Source organism: Nocardioides sp. GY 10113 (assembly GCF_004919105.1).
GTDB lineage: Bacteria > Actinomycetota > Actinomycetes > Propionibacteriales > Nocardioidaceae > Nocardioides.
On record NZ_STGK01000016.1, the window covers coordinates 18,898 to 41,017 of the forward strand.

Sequence of the window (22,120 nt, forward strand, 5' to 3'; positions counted from 1 at the left end):
GTTCACCGCTCGCCGCACAGGTCGTCACGCGAGCGGGCAGCAGAGGGACCCCTGGACGGCCGAGAACCCGAGAGACCGAGGTAGTGGGCAAGCGAGCGCGCGAGGTCGCGTTCGAGACGATGTCGTTCAGGTCCGACAGAGGGTGAGGACCGCTACCGTCCAGCGCGTGGTGTGCGCGATTGACCTCCGGCTGTGGGCGAAGTGGGGAGACTACGACGCTGACGCCGCCAACAACCGGTACCCACTTCTCGCCCACCTGATCGACACCCTGGTTGTCGCCGAGCACCTCCACGACACCTGGCTCTCGCCGAGCGCCCGCACACGCCTGTCACGTCTGACCGGCGTTGGGGAGTCGGCGCTCCGCCCCACGCTGGCGCGACTCGCCGGGCTGCACGACCTCGGCAAGGCCAATCCGATCTTCCAAGGCCAGTTGGCCCACCCGACCCCCGACTTCGCTGACCACATGGCTGCGCTCGCCGACGCCGGCTATTGGGTTCCTGCCCAGGACGACGCCAAGGGCTATGCCGGCGAGGCGCTCGTGCGCCGCCACGAAGCCGTCACCGGAACCTTCCTGACCCCGGAGAGTGACGACGGGTACGCCCAGCACGCCGAGGCCATCGCGCTCGCCGGGCACCACGGTCACTTCCGGATCGCCGACCCCACCAACACCGAAACCCTCGCCTACCAGGACTTCCTCGACGAGACGGCGAGCGGTCCCTGGCGCGACCAGGTCAACGCCCACCAGCAACTCGTCGAGAGCCTCACCCCCGGATGGCAACCCCTCGATGCGGCCCCGCACAGCATCCCGATTCTCACCGCCTTCATCTGCTTGGCCGACTGGGTGGCCTCCGACCAGGATGCCGTCGCTGCAGGTTCACTGGCGGCCGCCGGTGGCGGAGCGGGCTGGGAGGACTTCGCGCGAGTACGGCGCGCCTGGTTCGCGGACCGCGTTGCAGCGCTCGGCACACCAGAACGCCCGATCGGTAACTTCACATCGACCTTCGGGTTCCCCCCGAACGCACTCCAAGACAGCCTCGTCGCCCGCCCCCAGTCCGGGCTGACGATCGTCGCGGCACCGATGGGCGAGGGCAAGACCGAGGCGGCTCTCGCCCGTTGGCAAGTGGCCACAGACGGGCGCCGCCTCTACTTCGCGCTCCCCACGATGGCGACCGCGGACGCCATGTTCGACCGCATCCGGTCCTTCCTGACCACGACCTCGAACGTGGGCGCGCTGACCCACTCCCGAGCCAGCCTGAACTCGTTCTACGCCGAACCAGCACGCACCTTCCGACCGATACCCGCCACTCCGGACTGTGGCGAGGACAGCGATCCCAGCGGGTTGACGCCGCAGAACTGGTTCCGCGGCCGACACCGCGCGCTCCTCTCGCCGATCGCGGTCGGCACCGTCGACCAACTGCTGTCGGGCGTGCTGAAGCACAAGTTCAACTTCATGCGCCTGCTCGGGGCATTCGACGCCACCCTCGTCCTCGACGAGGTCCACTCCTACGACCCCTACATGGCCGAGCTCGTACGCCGCCTGCTCGAATGGTGCGGGGCACTGGGCATCGACGTCATACTGCTGTCGGCAACGCTCCCGAGCGCCCAGGTCCACACCTACGTCAACGCCTACCGGCACGGCCTCGAACTCCCGCCCGTCGACGACATCGCCCTGTCGAATCCGATGCACCTCCACCAGCCGGCCTCCACGCTCGGGGCCGAGGCGCGAACCGCGGATATGGCGGTCACCGCGCTGAGCGACACGACTCCGGCAGCACGCCGCGAGATCACCCTCCAGCACCGCACCGTCCGCCACGGGAGGCTTGCCAACGCCGTCGTCGCCGAGGTTGAGGCCTTGCTGCGCGAGCATCCGGCCGCCAAGGTCGGCGTCATCGTGAACACCGTCAACGTCGCTCAGGATGTAGCCGACCGCCTCCGGGGCAGCGTGACGGGGCTCCATGTCTTGCACTCACGGATGACCGGATCGCAGCGGTACGACGCCACGACCGCCGCGCTTGAGGAGTTCTCCAAGACCTCCCGCGCGACCGCTGCGGTCCTCGTTGCCACCCAAGTAGCCGAACAGTCCCTCGACGTCGACTTCGACGTCCTGGTCACCCAGCTCGCACCCGCGCCGAGCCTGCTTCAACGGTGCGGCCGCGTCTGGCGTCACGTCACCACCAATCCCGCGCGCCCCGCAGCTGCCCGACCGGTCTCGACGCCGACCGTCATCGTCGTGTCCCCACTGGAAGTGGCCTGGCCCGGCACATTGCCCTACACCGTTGCCGAGATGCAGCGCACCTGGACCCACGCTCTCGACAAGGGGGCGCGCGGCCGGGTCCTGATCCCAGATGACCTGGCCCCGATGGTCGACGCCGCACACGTCACCTGGGACACGCTCGTCGCGACCGAGAGCGAGAGCGACACTGCCAGCCCGGCAGATCAAGCCCACCAGCATCACGTCATCGACACCGAGGCGAGGCGCCTCGCCGCAACCCGGCGCGCCATACCCCCACCCGCATCAGTGACGCTGCCGAGCCTGGCGAGCTTCACCGGCGACCGCGATCACATCGACGAGTACAACGAGACGCGGTGGACCACCCAGGCGTCCGTCACCGTTATCCTCACGAGCGCCGATCTCGCTCACCCGGCGCGCCGCTACCTTGCGCACCCCGATCTCCTCGCCGAGGACCGCCACCGCGGGGACGCGACGACCCGCCAACTCCTGGGAGCGACAGTCCCGGTCACAGGCACCTTGGCCGTCGAACTCGGCGTCCGATCGCGCACGCCTGACACGGGGGTTACAACATTCGTGCATGAGAGTCCACTCCTGCACTCCACGCTCGCGGTCGATCTCGATCGGTGTGCGGACTTCGAGCTCGACAGCCATCTCGGACTGCGGCGGGCGAGAGGCCAGTGAGTCACCGAACCAGGCAGATGGAAACCGATGCGAGAATGCACCAAGCGAGAGCGTTGCCGCAGGTGACAAAGTGTCCTTCCCGCGCAGGCGGGGTGAACCCACCACCACCGCGTATCCGAGCCGGCCGGCGGTGTCCTTCCCGCGCAGGCGGGGGTGAACCCGTGTAGATCCCCTCCGGGCCGGGAGCGGTCTTGTCCTCCCCGCGCAGGCGGGGGTGAACCCTTCACGGCCAGGCCGACCAGGGTCAGCGCGGCGTCCTCCCCGCGCAGGCGGGGGTGAACCCGACTACCTGACCGACGGCCAGCCTCGCCGCACATCCTCCCCGCGCAGGCGGGGGTGAACCCTTGCCGACAGTGCCGCCGAAGATCCACAGTTCGTCCTCCCCGCGCGGGCGGGGGTGAACCCTGGGACAGCTGCTTCGAGCAGACCGGCCAGCAGCCCTCCCCGCATCGGCGGGGGTGAACCCAAGATCGGCGAACTGATCCGTAACGTCTTAAAGTCCTCCCCGCGCAGGCAGGGGTGAACCGTGGTGCGAGTTGTTCGGAGGCCACATCGATACCGCCTCCCCGCGTAGGCGGGGGTGAAGCCTTCACCTGCGGCGTCACGGTCACGAACACGCCGTCCTCCCCGCGAAGGCGGGGGTGAACCCTACGAGCGCAACGTCATGACGTTCCGCGCGGAGCCCTCCCTGCGAAGGCGGGGGTGAGCCCGTGCCACTCGTCTTCGGCGTGGCCGTTGCCTTTCCTTTCCCCGCGCAGGCGGGGGTGAACCCAAGTTCGGCATCTACGCCCCCAAGGTCGAGATGCCTCCCTGCGCAGGCGGGGGTGAACCATGGGACCGCTGGTTCGAAGTCGCGACGCAGCAGTCCTCCCCGCGCAGGCGGGGGTGAACCCGATATCCAGCCGTGCTTCGCCACAATCAACCTGCTTCCCCGCGCAGGCGGGGGACAGCGCTAGAAGCGGGTTGCGTCGGGGGGCCGTCGTACGTTGCCGCAATCCGACCGCAACTGGAGTTCAGTCTCGATACGTTGCGGCGCGTAGGAGGCCCGCTCGTGCTCGAAGCCCACGCTCAACCGAAGCAGGACGTTCCTGCCGGCTCCCTCGCGCGTGCACACAGCGGCCCTCGTCACAATCTCGCCGAAATCGCCTGGATTCCGGTGACCACGGCTGACGGTAAGTACGCCGAGCTCTCGCTCGCAGAAGCCCTCCTCAACGGACACGAGTACGCAGGGCTGGCGTGCGCCGACCCGCTAGAGTACGCAGCACTGTCCAGGTACCTGATCGCGCTGACCTACCTCGTGCACGCCCACGACCCAGCGCGCGGCTGGCACGCGGTCGGCCTCGGGAAGGCTCCGTTCCCTCGGCACGCTGTCGACGCGGTTCTCGGCCGCCTGGCCGATCACTTGTGGCTCTTCCACCCGACCACCCCGTTTCTCCAGCAGCCGCGCCTGCGCGACGCGGTCACGAACGCGGCCACTCTGCGCGGGGGCGAGTTCGACCCGGCCGAGGTGTTCCACAATGTCGGTGCGCTCACTCCAGGCGGCAGCGGCGGCTGGTTCACCCGCACTCGTGCGGTCGGACAACTTTCGCCAGCACAGTGCGCCCGCGCCTTGGTGATCAGGCACTTCATGTCGCCCCACGGGAACGAGATGTTCGTTCGGTGCCCGGAGAGGGTGACGCGGATGTCCTCCGGCGGCGTCGGGTTCACCAGCGTCGGCGCGAGCACCCAGTTCTTCCGGACCGGCCCTACGCTGGCGGCCACCCTTGCGGTCAATCTGGTCCAGGAGATCGTCGACGACTGTGCCGGACAGACGTTCTTCGAGGCGCCCGAACCTGTCGGGCCGCCATCGAGGTTGTGGCTGTACACGTTCAGTACCGCTGCGACGTACCTGATCGAACCGGACCGAGATGAACCGGTCTGGTACACGCTGCGCGGACGGCACCCCTACGCTGCGTCGGCTCAAAAGGCCTTGCTGACCACCGCCAAGCACGCCGACCCGCACGTGGTGTGGGCTCAAGGGGCCAAGGCGAGCACCGACCCCAAGAAGCTGATCCTTGATCCGAACCTGCACCAGTACGACAACCTCGCCCACGCGCTGGCCCTCACCGCGAAGGCCACACCCCTGGAGAACGTCGTGACGGGTCGCCGGCCGATTCAGCCGCCCCGGGAGCACGCACGAGGGACGACCGCGATCTGTCTCAAGACGTCCGGCGCGACCATGGGGCCTCAGATCGCCAGCGCGGCGCGGATCTCCTGGGAGGCAAGCGGCCTCGTGGCCCCGAAGCGGCAGCGGCTCATCATGCTCGGGCTGCTCCGCCGCATCGGAGGAGCTTCCGGGTCGCTCTCCAGCATCCTCGGCTACCAGGTGCGGCAGGTCGTCGACGGCGGCCGCCGCGATCCCAGCGACATCACCGGGGGCGACAGGGATCGCGGGCTAGTCTCCCTCGCTCGCGGTGACCTGTTCGACGAACTCGACGACTTCCTGCGCCGCGCTCTCGCCGAAGTGCTCGACGGCTCCCGAACAACGGACCTACCTGCGGCAGCGGAGGTCACCGAGTTGGTCGCGGCGACCCTCACGGTCTTCGAACGAAGGTGCGCACCCTTCAGCAACGGCTCACGGCAGGCGGTTGCGATCGCCCGCGGCACCCAGCGGCTCTCATCGGCAGCTCGAAGGATTCTCACATGACGCAGACACCAGGCAGCAGCAGGAAGCGCGATACTCCGGAGGCGGTGGCAACGGTCCTCCGGCTCCGCACGGATACCGGCAGCAGGGCCCGCTTGCGCCGGGCCGGCAGCCCCGCCACCGAGCGCTTCGCCTACCCACTGCTGGCCGGCACGTGGACGGACGCCACACGCCAGCCGATCCTGTCCTTCGCGGCGCTGGCCGGGACCTTCGCACGAGTTGAGCACGACGAAACCGTGCCGCTCGGCGCGATGATCCGTAAGACCTGCTCCACCCCGGAGGACGTCACACGGATGGAGCGTCGCCTCACCGTCGCCCAGAATCAGACCCTGTCCGGCTTCCTCACCACGCTCCGCTACGTGTTCGGGAAGGCCACCGACGCTGGCTGCGCGGTCAACTACGTCGACCTGTACTGGACCGTCCTGAACTGGGAGCACCCCGACCTCGACCGCCGCAACCGCGTCCGCCGGCGCCTGTTCGAAACCTTCTTCCGCGCAGACAACGCCGCAGCGGCCGCTGCGGCCGCCGCGGCAGACCCGACACTCATGCCCTGACGGCCCAGACCAGAGAGACACATCGCGAATGAACGCGTTCCTCAACGCCCACATCCTGCAGCCCGCCCCGCTGGCCAACCTCAACCGAGACGACACCGGCGCCCCGAAGGACCTGGTCTACGGCGGGGTCACCCGAGCCCGCTGGTCGTCCCAGTCGCTCAAGCGTGCCGCGCGGGTAGCGTTCGAAGGGCAGTCGAACGCGGACCGCACCAGCCGCAGCAAGATCGTCGCCGACGACATCGCGGACCGCGCCATCGTCGCGCTCCGCGACGCTGGCGAGACCGTCGACGACGCCCTCGAGAAGGAGCTACGGACGGCTGCGCGGAAGAGGGTCAATTCGCTGGTCACGACCAAGAAGCCCGAGGACGGCAGCGAGACGCTGATCTGGCTCGCCGAGCACGAGAGCCAGCAGATCATGGAGCAGCTCGTCGCCGGCACGGACGCGGACTGCGTCCAGCCGCAGACCGCGTCGCTGTCCATCGCCGGGTTCGGTCGGATGTTCGCCGCCGCCAAGCCCCAGCAGACAGAGGCCGCGGTCCAGGTCGCGCACGCATTCAGCGTCAACGCCGCCTCGATCGACGTCGACTACTTCACTGCCGTCGACGACCTCGCCGCGATCGGCGCCGGGCACCTCGACGTCGCCGCCTTTACCAGCGGCGTGTTCTACCGCTACTTCAACATCGACCGGCGCCAGCTCCTGGCGAACTGGTCTGCGGCCGGGGAGGCAGACGCCACCCAGCGGCTCGAAGCGTTCCTCGGCTGCCTGTTCACGGCGCTGCCTACGGGCAAGCGAAACGCGACGGCACCTCACACGCCGCCCGTCTACATCATGCTCACCACGAGCAACCAGGGCGCATCGCTTGCCCACGCTTTTGAGGCTCCGATCCCCGCTAAGACCGAGGGCTACCTCCCCGACGCCATCAGCCGCCTCGAAGACTGGGCGACCCGTCTTGAGCTCTACTACCCGTCCATGACCGGCTCGACGGCGATCATGAACATGACGGCCGACGGCCCCCCGAGCCTGACCTTCGACAGCATGGTCTCGGCCGCTGCGCGATGGATCCTGGACGGTACGCCGCTGTGAGCACCCTCGTGCTGCGCATCGCGGCACCACTGGTTTCCTGGCCCTCGCCGTCGCGCCGACGTACCCGCGGCACCGAGCAGCTCCCGACGTACTCGGCTCTGGTCGGGCTCGCTCGTGCGGCGCTGGGGTTGCCCCGGCTGGAGCCCGGGCAGTCGCCTGAGTTCGATCTCGTCGCCGCGGTGCGGGCGGACCAGCCGGGTCGAGCCCTGCGGGACTTCCACACCGTCAACCCCATCTCGTATGGCTCGTACCGGAACTTGAGCGCGGCGGATGCGAAGAAGGCCGCCGACCTGGATGCCGCGGGCGCCGGGTTCAAGCGGGGAAATCCGGTGGTGTCCGAGCGGCACTTCCGCACCGACTCAGTCACCACCGTGTTCATCGACGACCCCGACCAGAGGCTCGCTGCCGCCTTCACTGCGCCGGGGTTCGCGATCGCGGCCGGCCGCAAGGGTTGCCCTCTCACCTTCCCTTTCGTCCTCGGAACAGTCGAAGCCGACCTTGAGGACGCGCTCGCAGCCGTCCCCACGGTGGGCGACGCCGTCCGCCCGGTGCCAGCACACCTGTTCCAGCCGCCGGCGCGGCTCCCCGTAACCAGAACCGCCACCAAGTGGGACGACCCCGCCGGCAGCGTCGGGCACGAATATCGCAGCCGCCCCAGATTCCACACCCAGGTGACGCCACCCGTGGTGTCGGACCTCTTCGCACTCCTGAGCCACTTCGGAGGATGACGTGTTGTTCCTGACCCACGTGCCGGCCCACCACGAGCGCCTTCGCGGGCTTCGCAGCTACCGGGACCGAGCGGTCCTGCATCGGCGCGTCATGTCGCTGTTCGGCGACCTCGGAGGCGGCAACACAGCACGCGAGCGCGGCAACGTCCTGTTCCGCGTCACTGCCGACGGACTGCTGGTGTCCTCGACCGTTGCACCCGCCGCCGGCGGCGTTAGGACGAAGGACGCCTCCGCGCTCCTACAGCTTCCAGCCGGTGTGGCAGTCCAAGGCGCTGTGGTCATCAATCCAGCATTGACCAAGAACCGCACTCGCGACGGGTCCGTCCGTCGTACCAGGGAGACGCTGCCCGAGGATGAGGTTCCCAACTGGCTCGCTGGACGACTCAGTGGGATGCGCGCGGTTGCGGTGCGAGGGGTCCGCCGCGAGACCGTGACACGCGCTGGCACGCCACTCGTTCTCGATGCCGTCACGTTTGACGCCGTCACCGACGACCCAGCCCAGATCGGTTCGGTGCTCACGGCAGGAATCGGCAAGGCGAAGGCGTACGGCGCCGGGATGGTCACCCTCGCTCCACGACGGTGACACTCGCCCGGCGATTTCGGCGACCGGTTCCTGGCTGCAAGTTCTGCAACGAATGGAGACCACCGGTGGGGTGATGCTCCGGCCTATGCCTCGTCTTGCTGTTACGAATGAACTTCGCTTTCCGCTCCAATTCCTTGCAGAACTTGCAGAAGCACCACCTGAACTGGGCTAACGCTCTTCCAGAACGTCGCAGGAATCTCTCAACGAGCCGGCGAAGCTCGCAAGTCAGGAAGGCTCGGAGACCCCCAGCAGGCGGCCTGCTGGGGGTCTCCGAGCCGTCGCAGTTCAGTACGGGTCGACAGCGAGCCAGTTGCGCCAGCCGTGACTGCCCGCGCGGTTGCGCATGGTGGCGCTGTCGCCGTACTCGGCACGCTCGTTGACCTTCTTGACGAGCCCGTTCTTGGACTGGATGCGACGCCCCTCGGGGATGTGCTGGTCATCGCACCACCGGGTGTACAGCATCCACATCTCCCCCCTGGTGATGATCGTGTCCGGATCGCCGTGAAGCGCGTCTGTTGCGGGCACCGGACGAGTCCAGTCCTTGAGGAACTCGCCAAGCCTGTCGCCAGAGTTGAGCCATGCTTCGAGACGCCGAGTGGAGTCGTCGGTGCGAGAGATCTCGCCGCCGTTGGCGATGAGTTGGCGGGCGCCATCAACGAGCCATGCCAGGATCGCCTCCTTCGCGCTGGGGTCCTCGCGAAGCCGGTCAAGGCGCGCCCCCTCGACCCTGCGGTCGATCTTCCGCGAGTGGCGGCAAAACACCACCCGCCGTCGCAGGGCCTCATTCTCCCCAGCGAGCGCACCGACCGCGGGGAGGTAGTTGGTGCCCAGGTACGGCGTGCCGGTGATCCGGATCGTCTCGGGGTCGATGCCCTTTCGCTCGATCTCGATGGGCTCGGCGTCCTGACTGAGGAGTTTGAACTTGCCCTCGTCCAACCGTTCGCCCGCGTTGGTCTCACCGATGATGAGCGCGCGCCTGTAGCGGATCGCCGCGAAGGAGAACTGGTTCCCGCCGTCCTTGCCGTCGAGGATAGCCCGCTTGTTGAGGGCGCCCTTGTAGCCCGCCGGCAGCACGCTCGTGATCAGGTCTGCCGCCGTCGAGATACCGCACCCGCCGGCACCGTGCGCAACGATCGCCGTGTCGTGGTTGCATGCCATCAGGACGGTTGACCACGCCAGTTGAGCCATGCGCTCGAAGTCCTCGTCGTAGGTCCACGACGGGTCGCCGCTATCGAGACGCCGCTCCACCGTGAAGAAGTCGCGACAGAAGTCCGTCCAGTCGGCATGGGTGGCGTCAGGGACGTAGCGCACCTCAGAGCAGTGCAGGTTCATCGCCCGCGGCGTGTGGGGCAGGATCTCTCCGGTCGCCAGATCGATCAGCCCGTCAGCAGAAGGGAAGGTGTGCTTCCAGTCCGCGGGCTCCCACTGGTCCGGAAGACGGTGGAGGCGACGGTCGCGCTTTGCGAGTGACACCGCGTTACGAAGTTGCGTTGCGCCGCGCGCGGCGGTCCGCATCTTCCGGGTCGATTCCTTGTCCTTGCCCAGGATCCGGCCGGCGCACATCTCAGCAACCGAGAGCACCAGGTTCTCGCCAGGATCAGACTCGAAGTGACGGCCGTTGTGACGCCACCACTGGCCGCTCCTGCCGAGGTCGAGGAAGATCAGCCCCTGACCGTTGGCTTCGACTGCGACCCGCGCCGCCCGACCTGCATCGTCGTTCGGGTGGTGTGCCCACCGTTCGATGTAGGTGAGTCCCTCGACAGCGTCCGCGAGGAGAGGGCCGAGCCAGTCGGTACCCGGCTCGACCTCCGCCATGGCTGCGGCGTAATCGTCGAGGCCGGCGCCGCTGCCCAGGTCCTCGATCCGACCGCTTCGCGGGTGGCGGACCGTTCGCGGCACATGGACGACTCGCACGCTCCCAGCGCCCTGGTCGAGTCCGGACTCGATGGTCCGTTGCGTGGCGACGTTGGAACCAGGGTTGTCCTCGTGGTCGGAGTCCGGGATCCAAAGAAGGTGTCGACCCTCGACCCCGCCGAGAGCACGATCGACATCAGGCGACAGGCGAGGAAAGTACTCCAAGGGGTTGTTGGGGTTGGACTTCCCCTCGTAGGCCATCGTGATGCCTCCAACGGCGACGATGTTAAGGGCGTCGGTGAGCGAGGCGAGTGAGTCGGCACGCACAGGTGACTCGATGATGGCGGGCGGGCGGGAGTGGTCGACCGCGTGGAGCCCGTCAACGAGTCGATCCATCGTGGACGTAGCCCGCGCCGCGGGGAAGTCGAACTTGTGCACCTTGGCGATCTCGCCCGATTCGGGATCCATCTCCTCGCGGGGGACCTCCCACCGAATCTGGGAGCCAACCTGGTTACCCGCAGCATCACGCCACGGGATCAGTAGCCAAGAGCGCCCGCCGGCGGTCGCAGCCCACGCGATCTGCGCGTTGGTCCATCGGCCGAGCCCATCGGGAACGGCGGGAAGGTCGCCCGTGCCGGAGAGGTACCCCCGCCGTGCGGCGATGTTTGCTGCGACGCGCCGCTGCGCGAGATAGCGCACTGCCCAGGGCGCCAAGGACGGCAAGGCCGCGACGCGGAACGCCGCGTCGTAGGCCGCGTCGCTGCAGTCAGGTTCCCGCTGGCGAAGAGTGCGGAGCGCCGCGATCGGATCAGGGTCCGAAAGTGACCACTGCTCGTCACCACTGTCCGAATCGCTACCGGTCAGGGAGGCCGCAAGCGGGGAAGCAGGCACGACCGCAAGGTGGGCAGCCCGCGCAGCCGCGGGGGCGCCGAGTTCCTCGAAGTCGACGAGATCGGCGCCATCGATCGGTGCGTCGTCGAAGTCGTGGTCAGCAGACTCGGAGTCTTGAACGACGGAGAAGGCCGGCGTCCCGCTGGCCTTGTGGACGTTGGTTTGCGCGAGGGCAAGCCACTGTGGCTGGTTGGTGTTCATCAGTCGCGCGGATCCCAGTCGGTTCCGGCGATCCGGATGAGTTCCGGCAGGCTGGACACCCGCTGCTCGGCAGCATCCAGATAGTCCTCCCCAACGAGAAGCCAGCGGTAGTCAGCGGTCACCGCAGTGAGAAGGCCCTCGGCCGCAGCAACCGCTTCGGCCCGGCACCTGAACGCCGCGATCGGCTCACTCCAGCGCCGAACCTCCCAAGGGTTGTCGTCATCGAGGTCCTGACGAGTCCAGAGGACCTCGGGCTCAACGCGGTAACGCCGCGCACCGCTCGTCGAAAACAGGACGGGGATCTCGACACGGACGTAGTCGTACGAGTTCCCCGGTCCGCCGAGCCAGGCGGTGAGAGCCCGGTACTGCGCGCTCAGGCGGAGGGACAGGGGGCCTTCCGGTTCGGGGTGCACCGTACGCACAACCGTCAGCGTCACGCGGTGGTCGTCTGCGACGACTTCCCTTGTTGTTGCCATTGGAATTGGGTCTCCGTTCGAGTGTGGTGTCGACGAAGTTTTGGTCCACCGGGGACCGCCGCTTCGCGCGAATCTGCTGTTGACACCACCCAGGTGTCCGGCACCGGTCCGTTCTCTCCCCGGCACCAAGATCCGCTTCGAATCCTTGACGTCCGGCGCAGTGGAAGACCTCGGCCAGGGCTCGACGACACTCGAGCTGACGCACCGCGCTGGCCGGACCTGCGGGACGTCGAGCGCCCGGTGCAGCAGGCGAAGACGAGCGACCGGGGCCAGTTCGCCAAGTCCTTCGACCCGCCGTGGCAGCCATCTACGCGAGCCGGCACCATGGAGCGCACACGCACCTGAGTCGCTGCTGTGCCTTCGGGGTCCTCTGGCGTCTGCCGCTCGCGGAAACGTCAGAGCTTGGTTGGCAACGCCTTCAACCCTCCGGCGCGTCCTGGTGGTCGCGCCGAACCGCGCAGCCGATGCGCGTAGGGGGCTCCGCCGGATTGCATCTCAGCAGCCGCGGGCACTGCGGGATTCGCGGGCATCCGACCACGAAGTCGAAGACATCCGGATGTCGCGAATCCTCCAGTCGGGCCATCGACCGCCACCGCCCCAACTTCCGCCCTCCGGGCGGTCACGAGGTGGTGGGGGGCTATGGAGGTGAAGTGGTCGGGGTGGTCGCGGGTTCAAAGACAGGCGCACGGCGAGGTGAAAGGCATTGAGGAAATCGCAGAGAATGGAAGCCGAATCGGGACGAACTAGCCACGCAACGAACGACCCGAGATCACACCGCCCCGGCGAGCGAAGCGAGCCTCCTTCGTATGGGGCCCCCCCTTGCCTGGCGGCGGGTTTCTCCCTGAAATGCGGTCCGCGACCGCGACCGCGAGCTGCGTGGCTGGCCACGCCAAGCCGGCCGGCCCGCAGCAGAGCCCAGCTTCAGGAACACCCGGAGTCGACACAGCGACGCCAAGAAGGACTCGCGTCGAGGTGACTAGACCAGGGCCGGATCCGGTGGCAGAGCGGGATGGCCGATGCGAGCATGCCGCGTGCCCGCTGCGAAGCCCCCCTCCCTTCGACGTACTCCGCGGCTGACCCCGCTGTGGGGCCAAGCGCTCGGTGCCGCGCTCTTCGCTATCGCAGGCGCCGTGCTGTTGTACTGGTTCGTCGCCGAGGTCCTCCTGGGTCTCCCGCTCCAGGTCGACGCCAAGGCCGAGGCCGGCCAGCAGGCGGCTCAGCGCAAGTTCCTCGCCGACCTGGTGAAGATTGCGCTCGGGTTGGCCGCGGGCATCGGCGCGGTGATCGCGCTGGTCGCCACCTACCGCAAGACCCGGATCGAGGAGTACGCCAGCCACCGCGACGACCACAGACTATTCAGCGAGCGCTATCAGAACGCCGCCGAGCTGCTCGGCCACGCCAAGCCCGCGGTACGCCTGGCCGGCGTCTACGCCATGGCCCGCCTCGCTGACGACTGGGACGAGCAGCAACAGCAGTGCATCGACGTCCTGTGCGCCTACCTACGACTCCCCGCCAACGAGAACGATCCCGGCGACGGGGAGGTCCGCGACACCGTCATCCGACTCGTCGCCGCCCACCTACAACCTGACGCCGAGCCGTCCTGGCAGGGCCGCAAGTTCGACTTCACCGACGTCACCTTCGACCACGGCGCCAACTTCAGCTGGGCCGTGTTCTCTGGCCAGACCTACTTCGGCAACGCGAAGTTCGCCGGCCCCGCCGACTTCCGGGGCGCGAAGTTCGCCGGCAACGCCCACTTCCGGGACGCGAAGTTCGCCGGCTACGCCTACTTCCTGAGAGCGGAGTTCGCCGGCCCCGCCGACTTCCGGGACGCGAAGTTCGCCGGCGACGCCCACTTCCCGGACGCCGAGTTCGCCGGCTACGCCCACTTCGCAGGCGCGAAGTTCGCCGGCGACGCCCACTTCCCGGACGCCGAGTTCGCCCGCGACGCCCACTTCGCAGGCGCGAAGTTCGCCGGCTACGCCCGCTTCAAGGGCGTGAAGTTCGCCGGCCCCGCCGACTTCCCGGACGCCGAGTTCGCCCGCCCTGCCGACTTCCCGGGTGCGAAGTTCGCCTACGCCTACTTCCAGAGAGCGGAGTTCGCCGGCAACGCCCACTTCCAGAGAGCGGAGTTCGCCGGCGACGCCGACTTCCGGGGCGTGAAGTTCGCCGGCGACTCCGACTTCCTGGGCGCGAAGTTCACCGGCCCCGCCGACTTCCCGGGCGCGGAGTTCGCCGGCGACGCCCACTTCCCGGGCGCGAAGTTCGCCGGCGACGCCCACTTCCAGAGAGCGGAGTTCGCCGGCAACGCCCACTTCCCGGACGCCGAGTTCGCCGGCCCCGCCGACTTCCCGGACGCCTTGTTCGCCGGCCCCGCCCAGTTCAAGAGCGCGAAGTTCGCCCGCCGCGCCGACTTCGCAGGCGCCGAGTTCGCCCGCCGCGCCGACTTCGCAGGCGCCGAGTTCGCCCGCCGCGCCGACTTCGGCGGCGCCGAGTTCGCGGGCCGCTATGCGCGCATGTGGGTCACGGTCACCAGCGGCGGATCTCTGGATCTGAGCGAGGTGAAGCTAGGCCGGGAGCGTACGAGCGAGGACACCGAGCAACCGGCGCGGCGGTCGGTGGTGTCGCTACGACACGCAACGCTGGCCGATCCAGCCTCGATCGCCGCAAGTGTGGCCGAGGCCGCGAACGGGTGCGTCTTGATTCTCCCTGGCGGCACGAGGGCCCCGGACCCCATGCCCAACACATGAAGCCGGTTGCACGTCTGTCGGCGAGCTCGCTCGAAGCTCTGGGAACGAAACGGGCCAGGCGGTGGGCCGGCACAAAGGTGTTGTCGACCCATGGCGCGCCGGTGGCCAGCACTCAGCGGCCGACATCAGTTCGTTGGTCGGCGTGAGCCGCTCGAGCGTCTACCGCGTCATCGAACTGAACAGGCCCGGCAGTTCAAGTCTTGAACTCCATCGGTTCAAAATTTGAGCTCCTTGAGGTCAGAGGCACCCTTTGCGCTACCCAGCCGGATCGACTCCCCTACGTCATCGCGTCGTATCGGGCGCAGGGGCGTGACCGGACCCGAGCCGAGCCGAGCCGAGCCGAGCCGAGCCGACTAGCGTCTGCATGACGCCGGAGCGCCGACGGTTCGGGCGCCGACAGACAGGGGTGAAGCGGTGAGGGTTGGCGTCGCCGGCGACTGGCACGGGAACACCGGGGTCGCGCTGGCTGCAGTGCGGACGTTCGCCGAGCAAGGCGTAGACCTCGTCCTGCACCTCGGCGATTTCGGTCTGCTCTGGCCCGGGAACTCCGGGCAGAAGTACCACCGCAAGGTCGAGCGCGTGTGCGCCGAACACAGTGTCCGACTCCTGGTGACGCCCGGGAATCACGAGCACTGGACAAGAACAGATCGCCTCCCGCTGGAGGCTCGTGACGGGTTCGGCGAGATCGGCTGGGTCACCGACCACGTCGCAGTCCTGCCGAGAGCCCACCGCTTCAAGATCGGCGATCGCTCGTTCGTCTCGCTCGGCGGCGCTGTGAGCGTGGACCGCGAATGGCGCACCGCCGACATCGATTGGTGGGCGCAAGAGGCGATTGAGCCAGAACACGTGCACGCGACAGTCGCGGGTGGGCCGGTGGACGTCTTCCTCGCCCACGACTCCCCGGCAGCGCCCTACTGGACGCCTGCTGTCGCGCAGATCTGCACTACGAATCCGCAAGACTGGCCGGCCGACGCCGTCGTGGACGCCGCGGTCGGAAGGACGCTGATGCGGCAGGCGTTTGAGGCGATCGCACCATCGCTGTTCCTTCACGGGCACTATCACGTGAGGGACTCGGCCGATGTCGTGCTACGGAGCGGTGGCGGATGTCGCATCGAGTCGTTGGCCGCCGACGGGGAGCCCGGTAACGTCGCCATCCTGGACTTGGACACCCTCCGGGTGGAAGACCTTCAGGTCAGGTGACCGCGACCGGCGTGTCGACGTCGCTCGCACTACGTCGACGCCCAGCGCTGATGCGGGCTAGATCGCCGCCCTGGCCGGATCCATCACCAACCGCCCCACTGCCGCGTTCGCGCCCGGCATCGAGGTCGCGCATGTGAAGTTGGACGAGACCTTCGACTGCGGCCCGGTCTTCGACTTCTCCCACACCGCCGACCTGATCGGCCTCGGTGAGCGCGCCGCCTTCACCGAGATCAGTAACCGGCCTCAGCGGCCGGGATCTGCGCCTAATACCCTCCCGCCATGAGAATGCGCAACCTCCTCCGCCCCGCTATCGCAGCCGTGGTCATGTCGGCCTCGCTGGCGACGATGGCGTCCCCCGCCCCCGCCAACGCCGCCACGGCGGAGTGCTGGAACCCGTCCGACTCCCGCACCTTCAAGGAGAAGCAGTACATCTTCATCGGCGCCCGGGGCAGTGGCGAGAGCAAGACCAGTTACTACGGGATGGGCAGCCGGGTCTGGAAGGCGTGGCAGGCCGTTAAGAACGACCCCAAGTACCGCGGAAAGGTCGCCTGTGTCGCGGTCAACCCCAACGTCTACCCGGCGCTGGCCGTCCCGAAAGGGTTCGACAAGATGGAGTGGGACACCTACATCGACGAGGTCATCGGCGGATACCCGTACATGAACACCCAGGCGGCGTACCTCGCCAAGCGATTCCCCAAGTCCAAGTTCATCTTCGCCGGTTACTCCCAGGGCGCCGCGCTGACGCACATCACCACCTCCAAGTGGGCGGCGTCGAGCACTCTGCGCGGCAAGGTTGAGGGCTCGATCCTCATCGCGGACCCGCTCGCCGGCGCGACCGACCGCCGGATGTCGTTCCCCAACGCCGCCAAGGAGTGGACCGGACCCAGCCAGCCGGGGGTGCTGTCCTTCGCGCGGGCGGCGACGAGCAACAACTTCGGCAACTTCCAGATCTGGACCACCGTCGCCCTCGCCAACGTCCTCCTCAAGCGGGTGCCCTTCTGCCTCGGCATTCCGTTGTGCAAGAAGGTCAAGAACGCGGTCAAGACCGCGAACGACTTCAAGACGATGGCGGCCGACCTGCACGCCTACGAGAACACCCCGGCGCTCTCCGGCCTCCTCACCGCCTCGCAGATCGCCCGCAAGGGCATTCCCGTCGCCTCGGTGTGCTACTCCGGCGACATCGTCTGCGCGCCGATCGGCAAGATGAGCAAGCAGTCCTTCGCCCGCATTTCCGTCACCTACCCGTCGGGCGGGTTCTCCGACTCCATCCACAGCAACAAGTACCAGATCGACTACCGGTGGGCATCCCCCACAGCGAGGTACATTGCCACCCACTGACCCCGACGAAGCGCGGCCCCGGCCCTCCCCGGAAAGCCGGGGCCGTGCCATCTCACCGAGTGCAATCTGGGTCCACCCGGAGGCGCGCCGGGGCGCGGCAGGGCCATCAGCGCCAGGCGGCTGCGCCGCGCACCCCTCCGGCATGAGCACCTCCCTGAACAACCCGAGCCGTGTCCCAGCCGGCGTCCCCACCGGCGGCCAGTTCGCGGCCTCGGCCCGCACCGAGGCCGGCCTGGCGCTGGCCAACCCCCACCCCTGACACCGAGGACACCGAGGACACCGAGGCACGATCGGCGTTGATCGTGCTGCACCTGCGACTGGATCCGAAGGTGATGGCGACCAAGGACGGCGCCTCCTTCGACGGGATCAAGGCCACCTACACCACCGACGACGGCGAGAGCGGCGAGTTCATTGCGCCTGACCCGGACTTCCGGGCTCGTCGGCCGCGGTGACGGCGGCTCCTGAGGACGCCGCGCCGCTGCCGGCCCTCCTGCGAGGGCAAGGCATTCCTCGGCCCTGCGGCCCTGAATCAGGACCACGCCCCCCGCATGACTTCCTCGTCGCCGAGGTCCGCCGTCGCCTCGTGAAAGCGGTTCAGGTGGTCGAGCGTCGCGGCGGGAGCGACCAGGAACCCAGACCGATGGAGCAGCGCACTAGCAACGGCGAGCGCCCGGACGGCTTCGCCTCGTTCCCTTGCCCCGTCGTGCTCGGCCAGGTCGGCGGCTAGGGCGAGCCAGGCGGAAGCCCGCTCGGGGTTGAGGTGGCCACCCTCCGGGGTGACCAGGTCCAGATCAGGAGAGATGTCACCGGACACGAGGTGGAGGATGACATTGGCGCGGTCACGGGCGACGGGTTCGAGCAGGTAGCCATCCGCGAGACCGTCGGCGTCTTCTTCGGAGGCGTAGCCCTCAGCCAGGTCGCCGGACGCGATGTTCGACTCCGGCGCCGACACGCCCGACAGGCGCAGGCGCGAGTCAGCTCGAAGGTCGGCCAGGTCGCGTGGCGAGGCAGCGTAGCAGGCGCGCGCGGCCCGGTTGCCCATCGCTCGACCGAGCACGGCCGCGGCTCTGTCCAGGCTGTCGTCCCGGTCAGCATCAACGAGCCTGCCAACCTCAGCGAGCAGGGCCCGCAGGCGCGAGCGGGCGCGACTGCGGGATGAGGAGGTCAGGCGCTCCGCAGCAGGGCCACGGTCGGCGACGGCGAGCAGGTCCCACGCAGACTTGGTCGACAGGGGGCGGCCGGGCCGATCGCGGTGGGCGAGGCGGCGTACGTCCTCGGCGTCGATGACCCACTGGGAGCCGACCCGCTGAGCTGCCAGTGATCCCTCTCGTATGCGTTCTCGCACACGCTGGGGCACCACTCCGAGGACTTCGGCCGCCTCGGCGACGCTCATGAGTGCACCCATGATTCCGCCATCCTGATCGCCACTACCTTCCGGGAATCCTAGCGTTCTCAGAATGGATGTGCGGCCCAGACGGAGCTGGACCGACGGCGTCACGTCCGAGGCAGAGGCATTGGCAGCAACCAGTACCGCGACGAATGTCCAGAGCGACCGGCGGGATGCCGGCGGGTACGTCGAACACGCGCTGTACCAGCGCCATGGCCTGCCGCACGACGGATGACAGGTCGACCACCAGACATCTATGGGCGTAGCAGACCCCATCCCTCACGGCCTCTCACCCGTCTTGGGGACGTGACGCCTCCCAGCATGCGAGCCGCTGAGGCGATTGCGAAGGTCGATCCTCCAATTGGCGCGACAGAAGTCGCATATAGACATGGGGGAACCGATGCTCAAACTGCACGCCAAACTCGCGCTTCCGATCGCGATGCTGGTGACGTTGGGTTTGGTCGCGCCGGCGTCGGCGACTGCCCCACCATCGGCTCGACTGGCGAACTCGCCGTCCGCGACCGCAGACGCCCCGGAGGTGGATGACCGGCGGAACCAACGCCGCCTCGCCGCCAAGAACCCCATCCTCGGTTGGCTGGTCGTCGTCGTGGTCGCTGGTGGCCGCCAGGCCGTCAGAGTGGGCGTCCGCGCCGCAACCTCAAAGGCCGCGAAACGCGCCGCGAAGGGAGTCGTGCGCGACTTGGGCCTGATCATCGACAGCGTCAGCACCCCCATCAAGGGCGACTACAAGACCGCGGGCGGGTTCAAGATCAAGGTCAACCAGGACCCGAAGCGGGAAGACGGGTACACCTCTTTCGATGCTTTCAAGACCCGATGGGGAGCAGCAGGAACCGGTCGCGAGTGGCACCACATCGTCGAGCAGAAGGCAAAGAACCACCAGGGCAACCTGTTCCCCTCCTGGAAGATCAACAACCGGCAGAACCTGGTCAACATCAGGACCGGCTTGCACCAGAAGTGCATCAACGCCCTGATGGCCACCAAGCTCAAGAACCTGATCAAGCGAGACCGCGACGCGCTCAAGGTCGTCGTTGTCGACGCCAACCGGGACCAGACGCTACGACGCACCCAGCGCGGGTACTCCTTTAACAACCAGCATTTGTTCGGCTTGCGCCTGCTTAACCACTGCGGCGTTGAGATCATCGGATCCGGAATCTGAGCGCAGCACCAACCGGTGGCGTTTAGGGAGTCAGCGAGGTGAGTGACCGATGAGCATGGAGGGTCGTTCGGGCCTGCCCGGGGACGGGCCACGACCAGGCTCACCCAAGGTCGCGCTGCAAACCGCCTACTGGCACCAGGACGAGTTCTACGCCGACCCCGCGATCGCGCTTACCCCGCAGGCGATGCCTATGCGGCTGGCGGTGATGCTGACGCCGATTGACCCCGCGCTTCCCCAGAACGAGTTGGGTGGGTTCAGGTCCTGGACGTTCTTCGCCGGCGCGCCGTCCCGTCCGGTCGGAAGCGGCCTGGATTGGCCGCGGCGCAGCCCAGAAGCACAGCGCGGGCCAGGGGTGCCCTTGACCCACGTTCTTCAGGTCGACCTGTACGGGCTAGCCGTCGACCAGGGGGACGAGGTCGTCGCCGAAGCCGGTCTGCCGGCCACCGGATTGCTGCAGTTCTTCCACGACTGCAGCACCTACGGCGACGAGGCTGGCGATGCAGATGCGTGGTCGGTGCGATGGGTGCCACGCGAGGAGGCACCGAGCGGGACGATCGGGTGGGAGCCCACGCCACAACCGGACGACATGGATCCCGAGGCCTACGACCCGCCGGTGCCGCTGGCACACGAGGTGGCGCCGTCGATCCCGAACATGGCCGGTATGGAGGTGGGGGAACCAGCGGCCGGGGCCCATTACTTGCGGCTCTACGAATGGATCCAGGCACATGCCTACATGCAAAACAACGGGCGTCGCGACGAACACTTCACGGCGCTGCAACGCACACCGTGGGACGACGGGTTCGAGCCGCTACCTGCCCCGTCGCGACTTCTCGGGTTCAGTGCGGTCCCGCCCAACGAGGACTACGACCGACTGGTGCGCAAGCATCTCCGTCTTGAGGCCGGGGACGAGCACGTGCTGCTGGCCGACATCAACCCGCTCCAGTTCGATGAGGCGAACGTTGACTGGTTGCACGGCGGCCGCCACTTGGAGTACTGGATTCGGCGCAGCGACCTGACCGTGCGGCGCTTCGACCGCGCCTGGGCGCTGATCCGCACCGACCACTAGCCCAGTCGAGTGCGCGTCGCGCCAGACGACGCATCGCGGCGGGCGCTTGGCTGCCGGCCAACCAGCCTCGGCTGCCATTGCCGCTGTTCGGCTCACCGTCGGCCCCGACGACGGTGGCTCAGCAATCGACGCTGCCCAGCTTCGCGAGGCCCTCCCGATCGCCCGGCCCGTAGGTAGTTCGTTCGGTGTACTCGTACATCAGCTCGCCCGGGTCGTCGACATGATCGAGCCCGACGACGTGCCCGAGTTCGTGGTCGACGATCGCTTGGGCGTACTCGGCGTCCCGGGGACCGAACGACGCGAACAGGTCTCGGTCGAGGATCACCTGACCCGTGACGTACCTCAGCCGACCCGGTGTCCCGACCGCGGTGCTGCCGCCGATTCCGGCCACGGCGCCGGCCAACTCTGGGAACTCCTCGGGTGTTGCCCAGGCGATCAGAACCGGCCGGCGCCGGGCCAACCCTCCACGCGGAGTGCCGCGATCATCCGTCAGACCGACTCGGACGAACTTCAGCCCGGTCGCAGCACCTGTGCGCGCGAGCCCGGTATCGACCAGCTCGTCGTAGTTCGCGGGAGCTCCGTCGGGGTTGACCACAACCTCGATCGGGCGGCAGGGGGTGAAGGCGACCGGAACGTCGCTGCCCCGCTGGGTCCGCATGAATGCATAGGTGCCAACGCCCTGGGACACCGTGGGCGCCACGCCCAGCCGATCGTTGTCGAACCCAGCGAGGCGTCGGATCGTGCGGAAACTGTTGTCCGGATCTAGGGCGACGACGCCGCCAAGGAGTACCGCGATGACTAGCAGGCCCGGCAGCAAGGCTCCATGTGACCGCCGGCCGCTGTCGGACAGACTCGAGGATGGCGGCGACGTCTCGCTGCCCGACCGGCCATCAGGGTGGTCCTGATCGATCATCCATCGCCCCCAGCGTCGTAAGCGACCATCTGCCAGCAGCACCCGACGCCCTGAGGAACCACCGCGCCATCATGACGCACCCAACGAACCGCAAAGGCCATCTTGAACACCTCAGACGTGCTGACACTCCCGAACGGCACTCGTGGCCCGACGACGTGTCCGCCAATGCTCGGGGCGTCACGGAATAGCCATACCCAGCCGCCGACTGCTCCCCACGGGACCCCCTTCCTCCGTCACGGGCAACCCAGCCGGCGCGCACCCAGTCCGGCGGCGTGGGCGCGGCAACCCGGCCGCGCAGCAGGGGTTCCACCACGTGCTCGGCGG

16 protein-coding genes are annotated in these 22,120 nt (G+C 68.1%); 12 read left to right on the forward strand and 4 right to left on the reverse strand.

From position 1 onward, the window contains the following. Positions 1 to 166: 166 nt before the first annotated feature. The 6 genes from cas3 to E8D34_RS17090 all read left to right on the forward strand — a co-directional run bounded on the left by cas3 (position 167) and on the right by E8D34_RS17090 (position 8,546). A complete protein-coding gene (gene cas3 / locus E8D34_RS17065; RefSeq protein WP_136595870.1) occupies positions 167 to 2,914 on the forward strand; it encodes a CRISPR-associated helicase Cas3' in 2,748 nt (915 codons plus the stop codon). Positions 2,915 to 3,965: 1,051 nt separating this feature from the next. Beyond that, on the forward strand, positions 3,966 to 5,600 hold the full coding sequence (gene casA / locus E8D34_RS17070) for a type I-E CRISPR-associated protein Cse1/CasA (RefSeq protein ID WP_168929491.1): 1,635 nt from the start codon (positions 3,966 to 3,968) through the stop codon (positions 5,598 to 5,600). Further along, a complete protein-coding gene (casB, locus tag E8D34_RS17075) occupies positions 5,597 to 6,151 on the forward strand; it encodes a type I-E CRISPR-associated protein Cse2/CasB (RefSeq protein ID WP_136595872.1) in 555 nt (184 codons plus the stop codon). The genes casA and casB overlap by 4 nt, the downstream gene beginning before the upstream one ends. A 28-nt stretch (positions 6,152 to 6,179) precedes the next feature. After that, positions 6,180 to 7,235 (forward strand): type I-E CRISPR-associated protein Cas7/Cse4/CasC, encoded by a 1,056-nt coding sequence (gene cas7e / locus E8D34_RS17080; protein WP_136595873.1) that lies wholly within the window; start codon positions 6,180 to 6,182, stop codon positions 7,233 to 7,235. Next, on the forward strand, positions 7,232 to 7,963 hold the full coding sequence (gene cas5e / locus E8D34_RS17085; protein WP_168929492.1) for a type I-E CRISPR-associated protein Cas5/CasD: 732 nt from the start codon (positions 7,232 to 7,234) through the stop codon (positions 7,961 to 7,963). The genes cas7e and cas5e overlap by 4 nt, the downstream gene beginning before the upstream one ends. Positions 7,964 to 7,967: 4 nt before the next feature. Then, positions 7,968 to 8,546, forward strand: a complete 579-nt coding sequence (locus E8D34_RS17090) for a type I-E CRISPR-associated protein Cas6/Cse3/CasE (protein WP_168929493.1) — start codon at positions 7,968 to 7,970, stop codon at positions 8,544 to 8,546. 285 nt (positions 8,547 to 8,831) lie between these two features. Here E8D34_RS17090 and E8D34_RS17095 read toward each other — a convergent pair whose 3' ends face one another. Together E8D34_RS17095 and E8D34_RS17100 are read right to left on the reverse strand one after the other, a co-directional pair. Next, the gene (locus tag E8D34_RS17095; RefSeq protein ID WP_136595876.1) at positions 8,832 to 11,492 is read right to left on the reverse strand and encodes a DUF5906 domain-containing protein; all 2,661 of its coding nucleotides are present in this window, start codon (positions 11,490 to 11,492) and stop codon (positions 8,832 to 8,834) included. Beyond that, positions 11,492 to 11,929, reverse strand: coding sequence for a hypothetical protein (locus tag E8D34_RS17100; protein ID WP_136595877.1), 438 nt, complete (start codon positions 11,927 to 11,929; stop codon positions 11,492 to 11,494). The genes E8D34_RS17095 and E8D34_RS17100 overlap by 1 nt, the downstream gene beginning before the upstream one ends. 1,169 nt (positions 11,930 to 13,098) lie before the next feature. On the opposite strand from E8D34_RS17100, the gene E8D34_RS17105 reads away from it, so the two are divergent. From E8D34_RS17105 to E8D34_RS20860, 4 genes are all read left to right on the forward strand, one after another. Beyond that, on the forward strand, positions 13,099 to 14,715 hold the full coding sequence (locus tag E8D34_RS17105) for a pentapeptide repeat-containing protein (RefSeq protein WP_136595878.1): 1,617 nt from the start codon (positions 13,099 to 13,101) through the stop codon (positions 14,713 to 14,715). A gap of 414 nt (positions 14,716 to 15,129) precedes the next feature. Then, positions 15,130 to 15,915 (forward strand): metallophosphoesterase, encoded by a 786-nt coding sequence (locus E8D34_RS17110; protein WP_168929494.1) that lies wholly within the window; start codon positions 15,130 to 15,132, stop codon positions 15,913 to 15,915. Positions 15,916 to 16,194: 279 nt separating this feature from the next. Beyond that, complete coding sequence (locus tag E8D34_RS17115) at positions 16,195 to 17,253, forward strand: cutinase family protein (protein WP_136595880.1); 1,059 nt, start codon at positions 16,195 to 16,197, stop codon at positions 17,251 to 17,253. A gap of 296 nt (positions 17,254 to 17,549) precedes the next feature. Next, positions 17,550 to 17,705, forward strand: a complete 156-nt coding sequence (locus E8D34_RS20860) for a hypothetical protein (RefSeq protein ID WP_168929495.1) — start codon at positions 17,550 to 17,552, stop codon at positions 17,703 to 17,705. 77 nt (positions 17,706 to 17,782) lie between these two features. Here E8D34_RS20860 and E8D34_RS17120 read toward each other — a convergent pair whose 3' ends face one another. Further along, entirely contained in the window at positions 17,783 to 18,646 is an 864-nt protein-coding gene (locus E8D34_RS17120; protein WP_136595881.1) for a helix-turn-helix domain-containing protein, read from the reverse strand. Between the two features lie 382 nt (positions 18,647 to 19,028). Between E8D34_RS17120 and E8D34_RS17125 the strand changes: the two genes are divergently transcribed. Further along, positions 19,029 to 19,817, forward strand: coding sequence for a hypothetical protein (locus tag E8D34_RS17125; protein WP_136595882.1), 789 nt, complete (start codon positions 19,029 to 19,031; stop codon positions 19,815 to 19,817). Between the two features lie 49 nt (positions 19,818 to 19,866). Then, positions 19,867 to 20,883 (forward strand): DUF1963 domain-containing protein, encoded by a 1,017-nt coding sequence (locus E8D34_RS17130; RefSeq protein ID WP_136595883.1) that lies wholly within the window; start codon positions 19,867 to 19,869, stop codon positions 20,881 to 20,883. A gap of 118 nt (positions 20,884 to 21,001) precedes the next feature. On the opposite strand, the gene E8D34_RS17135 is transcribed toward E8D34_RS17130, so the two are convergent. After that, positions 21,002 to 21,796, reverse strand: coding sequence for a matrixin family metalloprotease (locus E8D34_RS17135; RefSeq protein ID WP_136595884.1), 795 nt, complete (start codon positions 21,794 to 21,796; stop codon positions 21,002 to 21,004). Positions 21,797 to 22,120 lie beyond the last annotated feature (324 nt).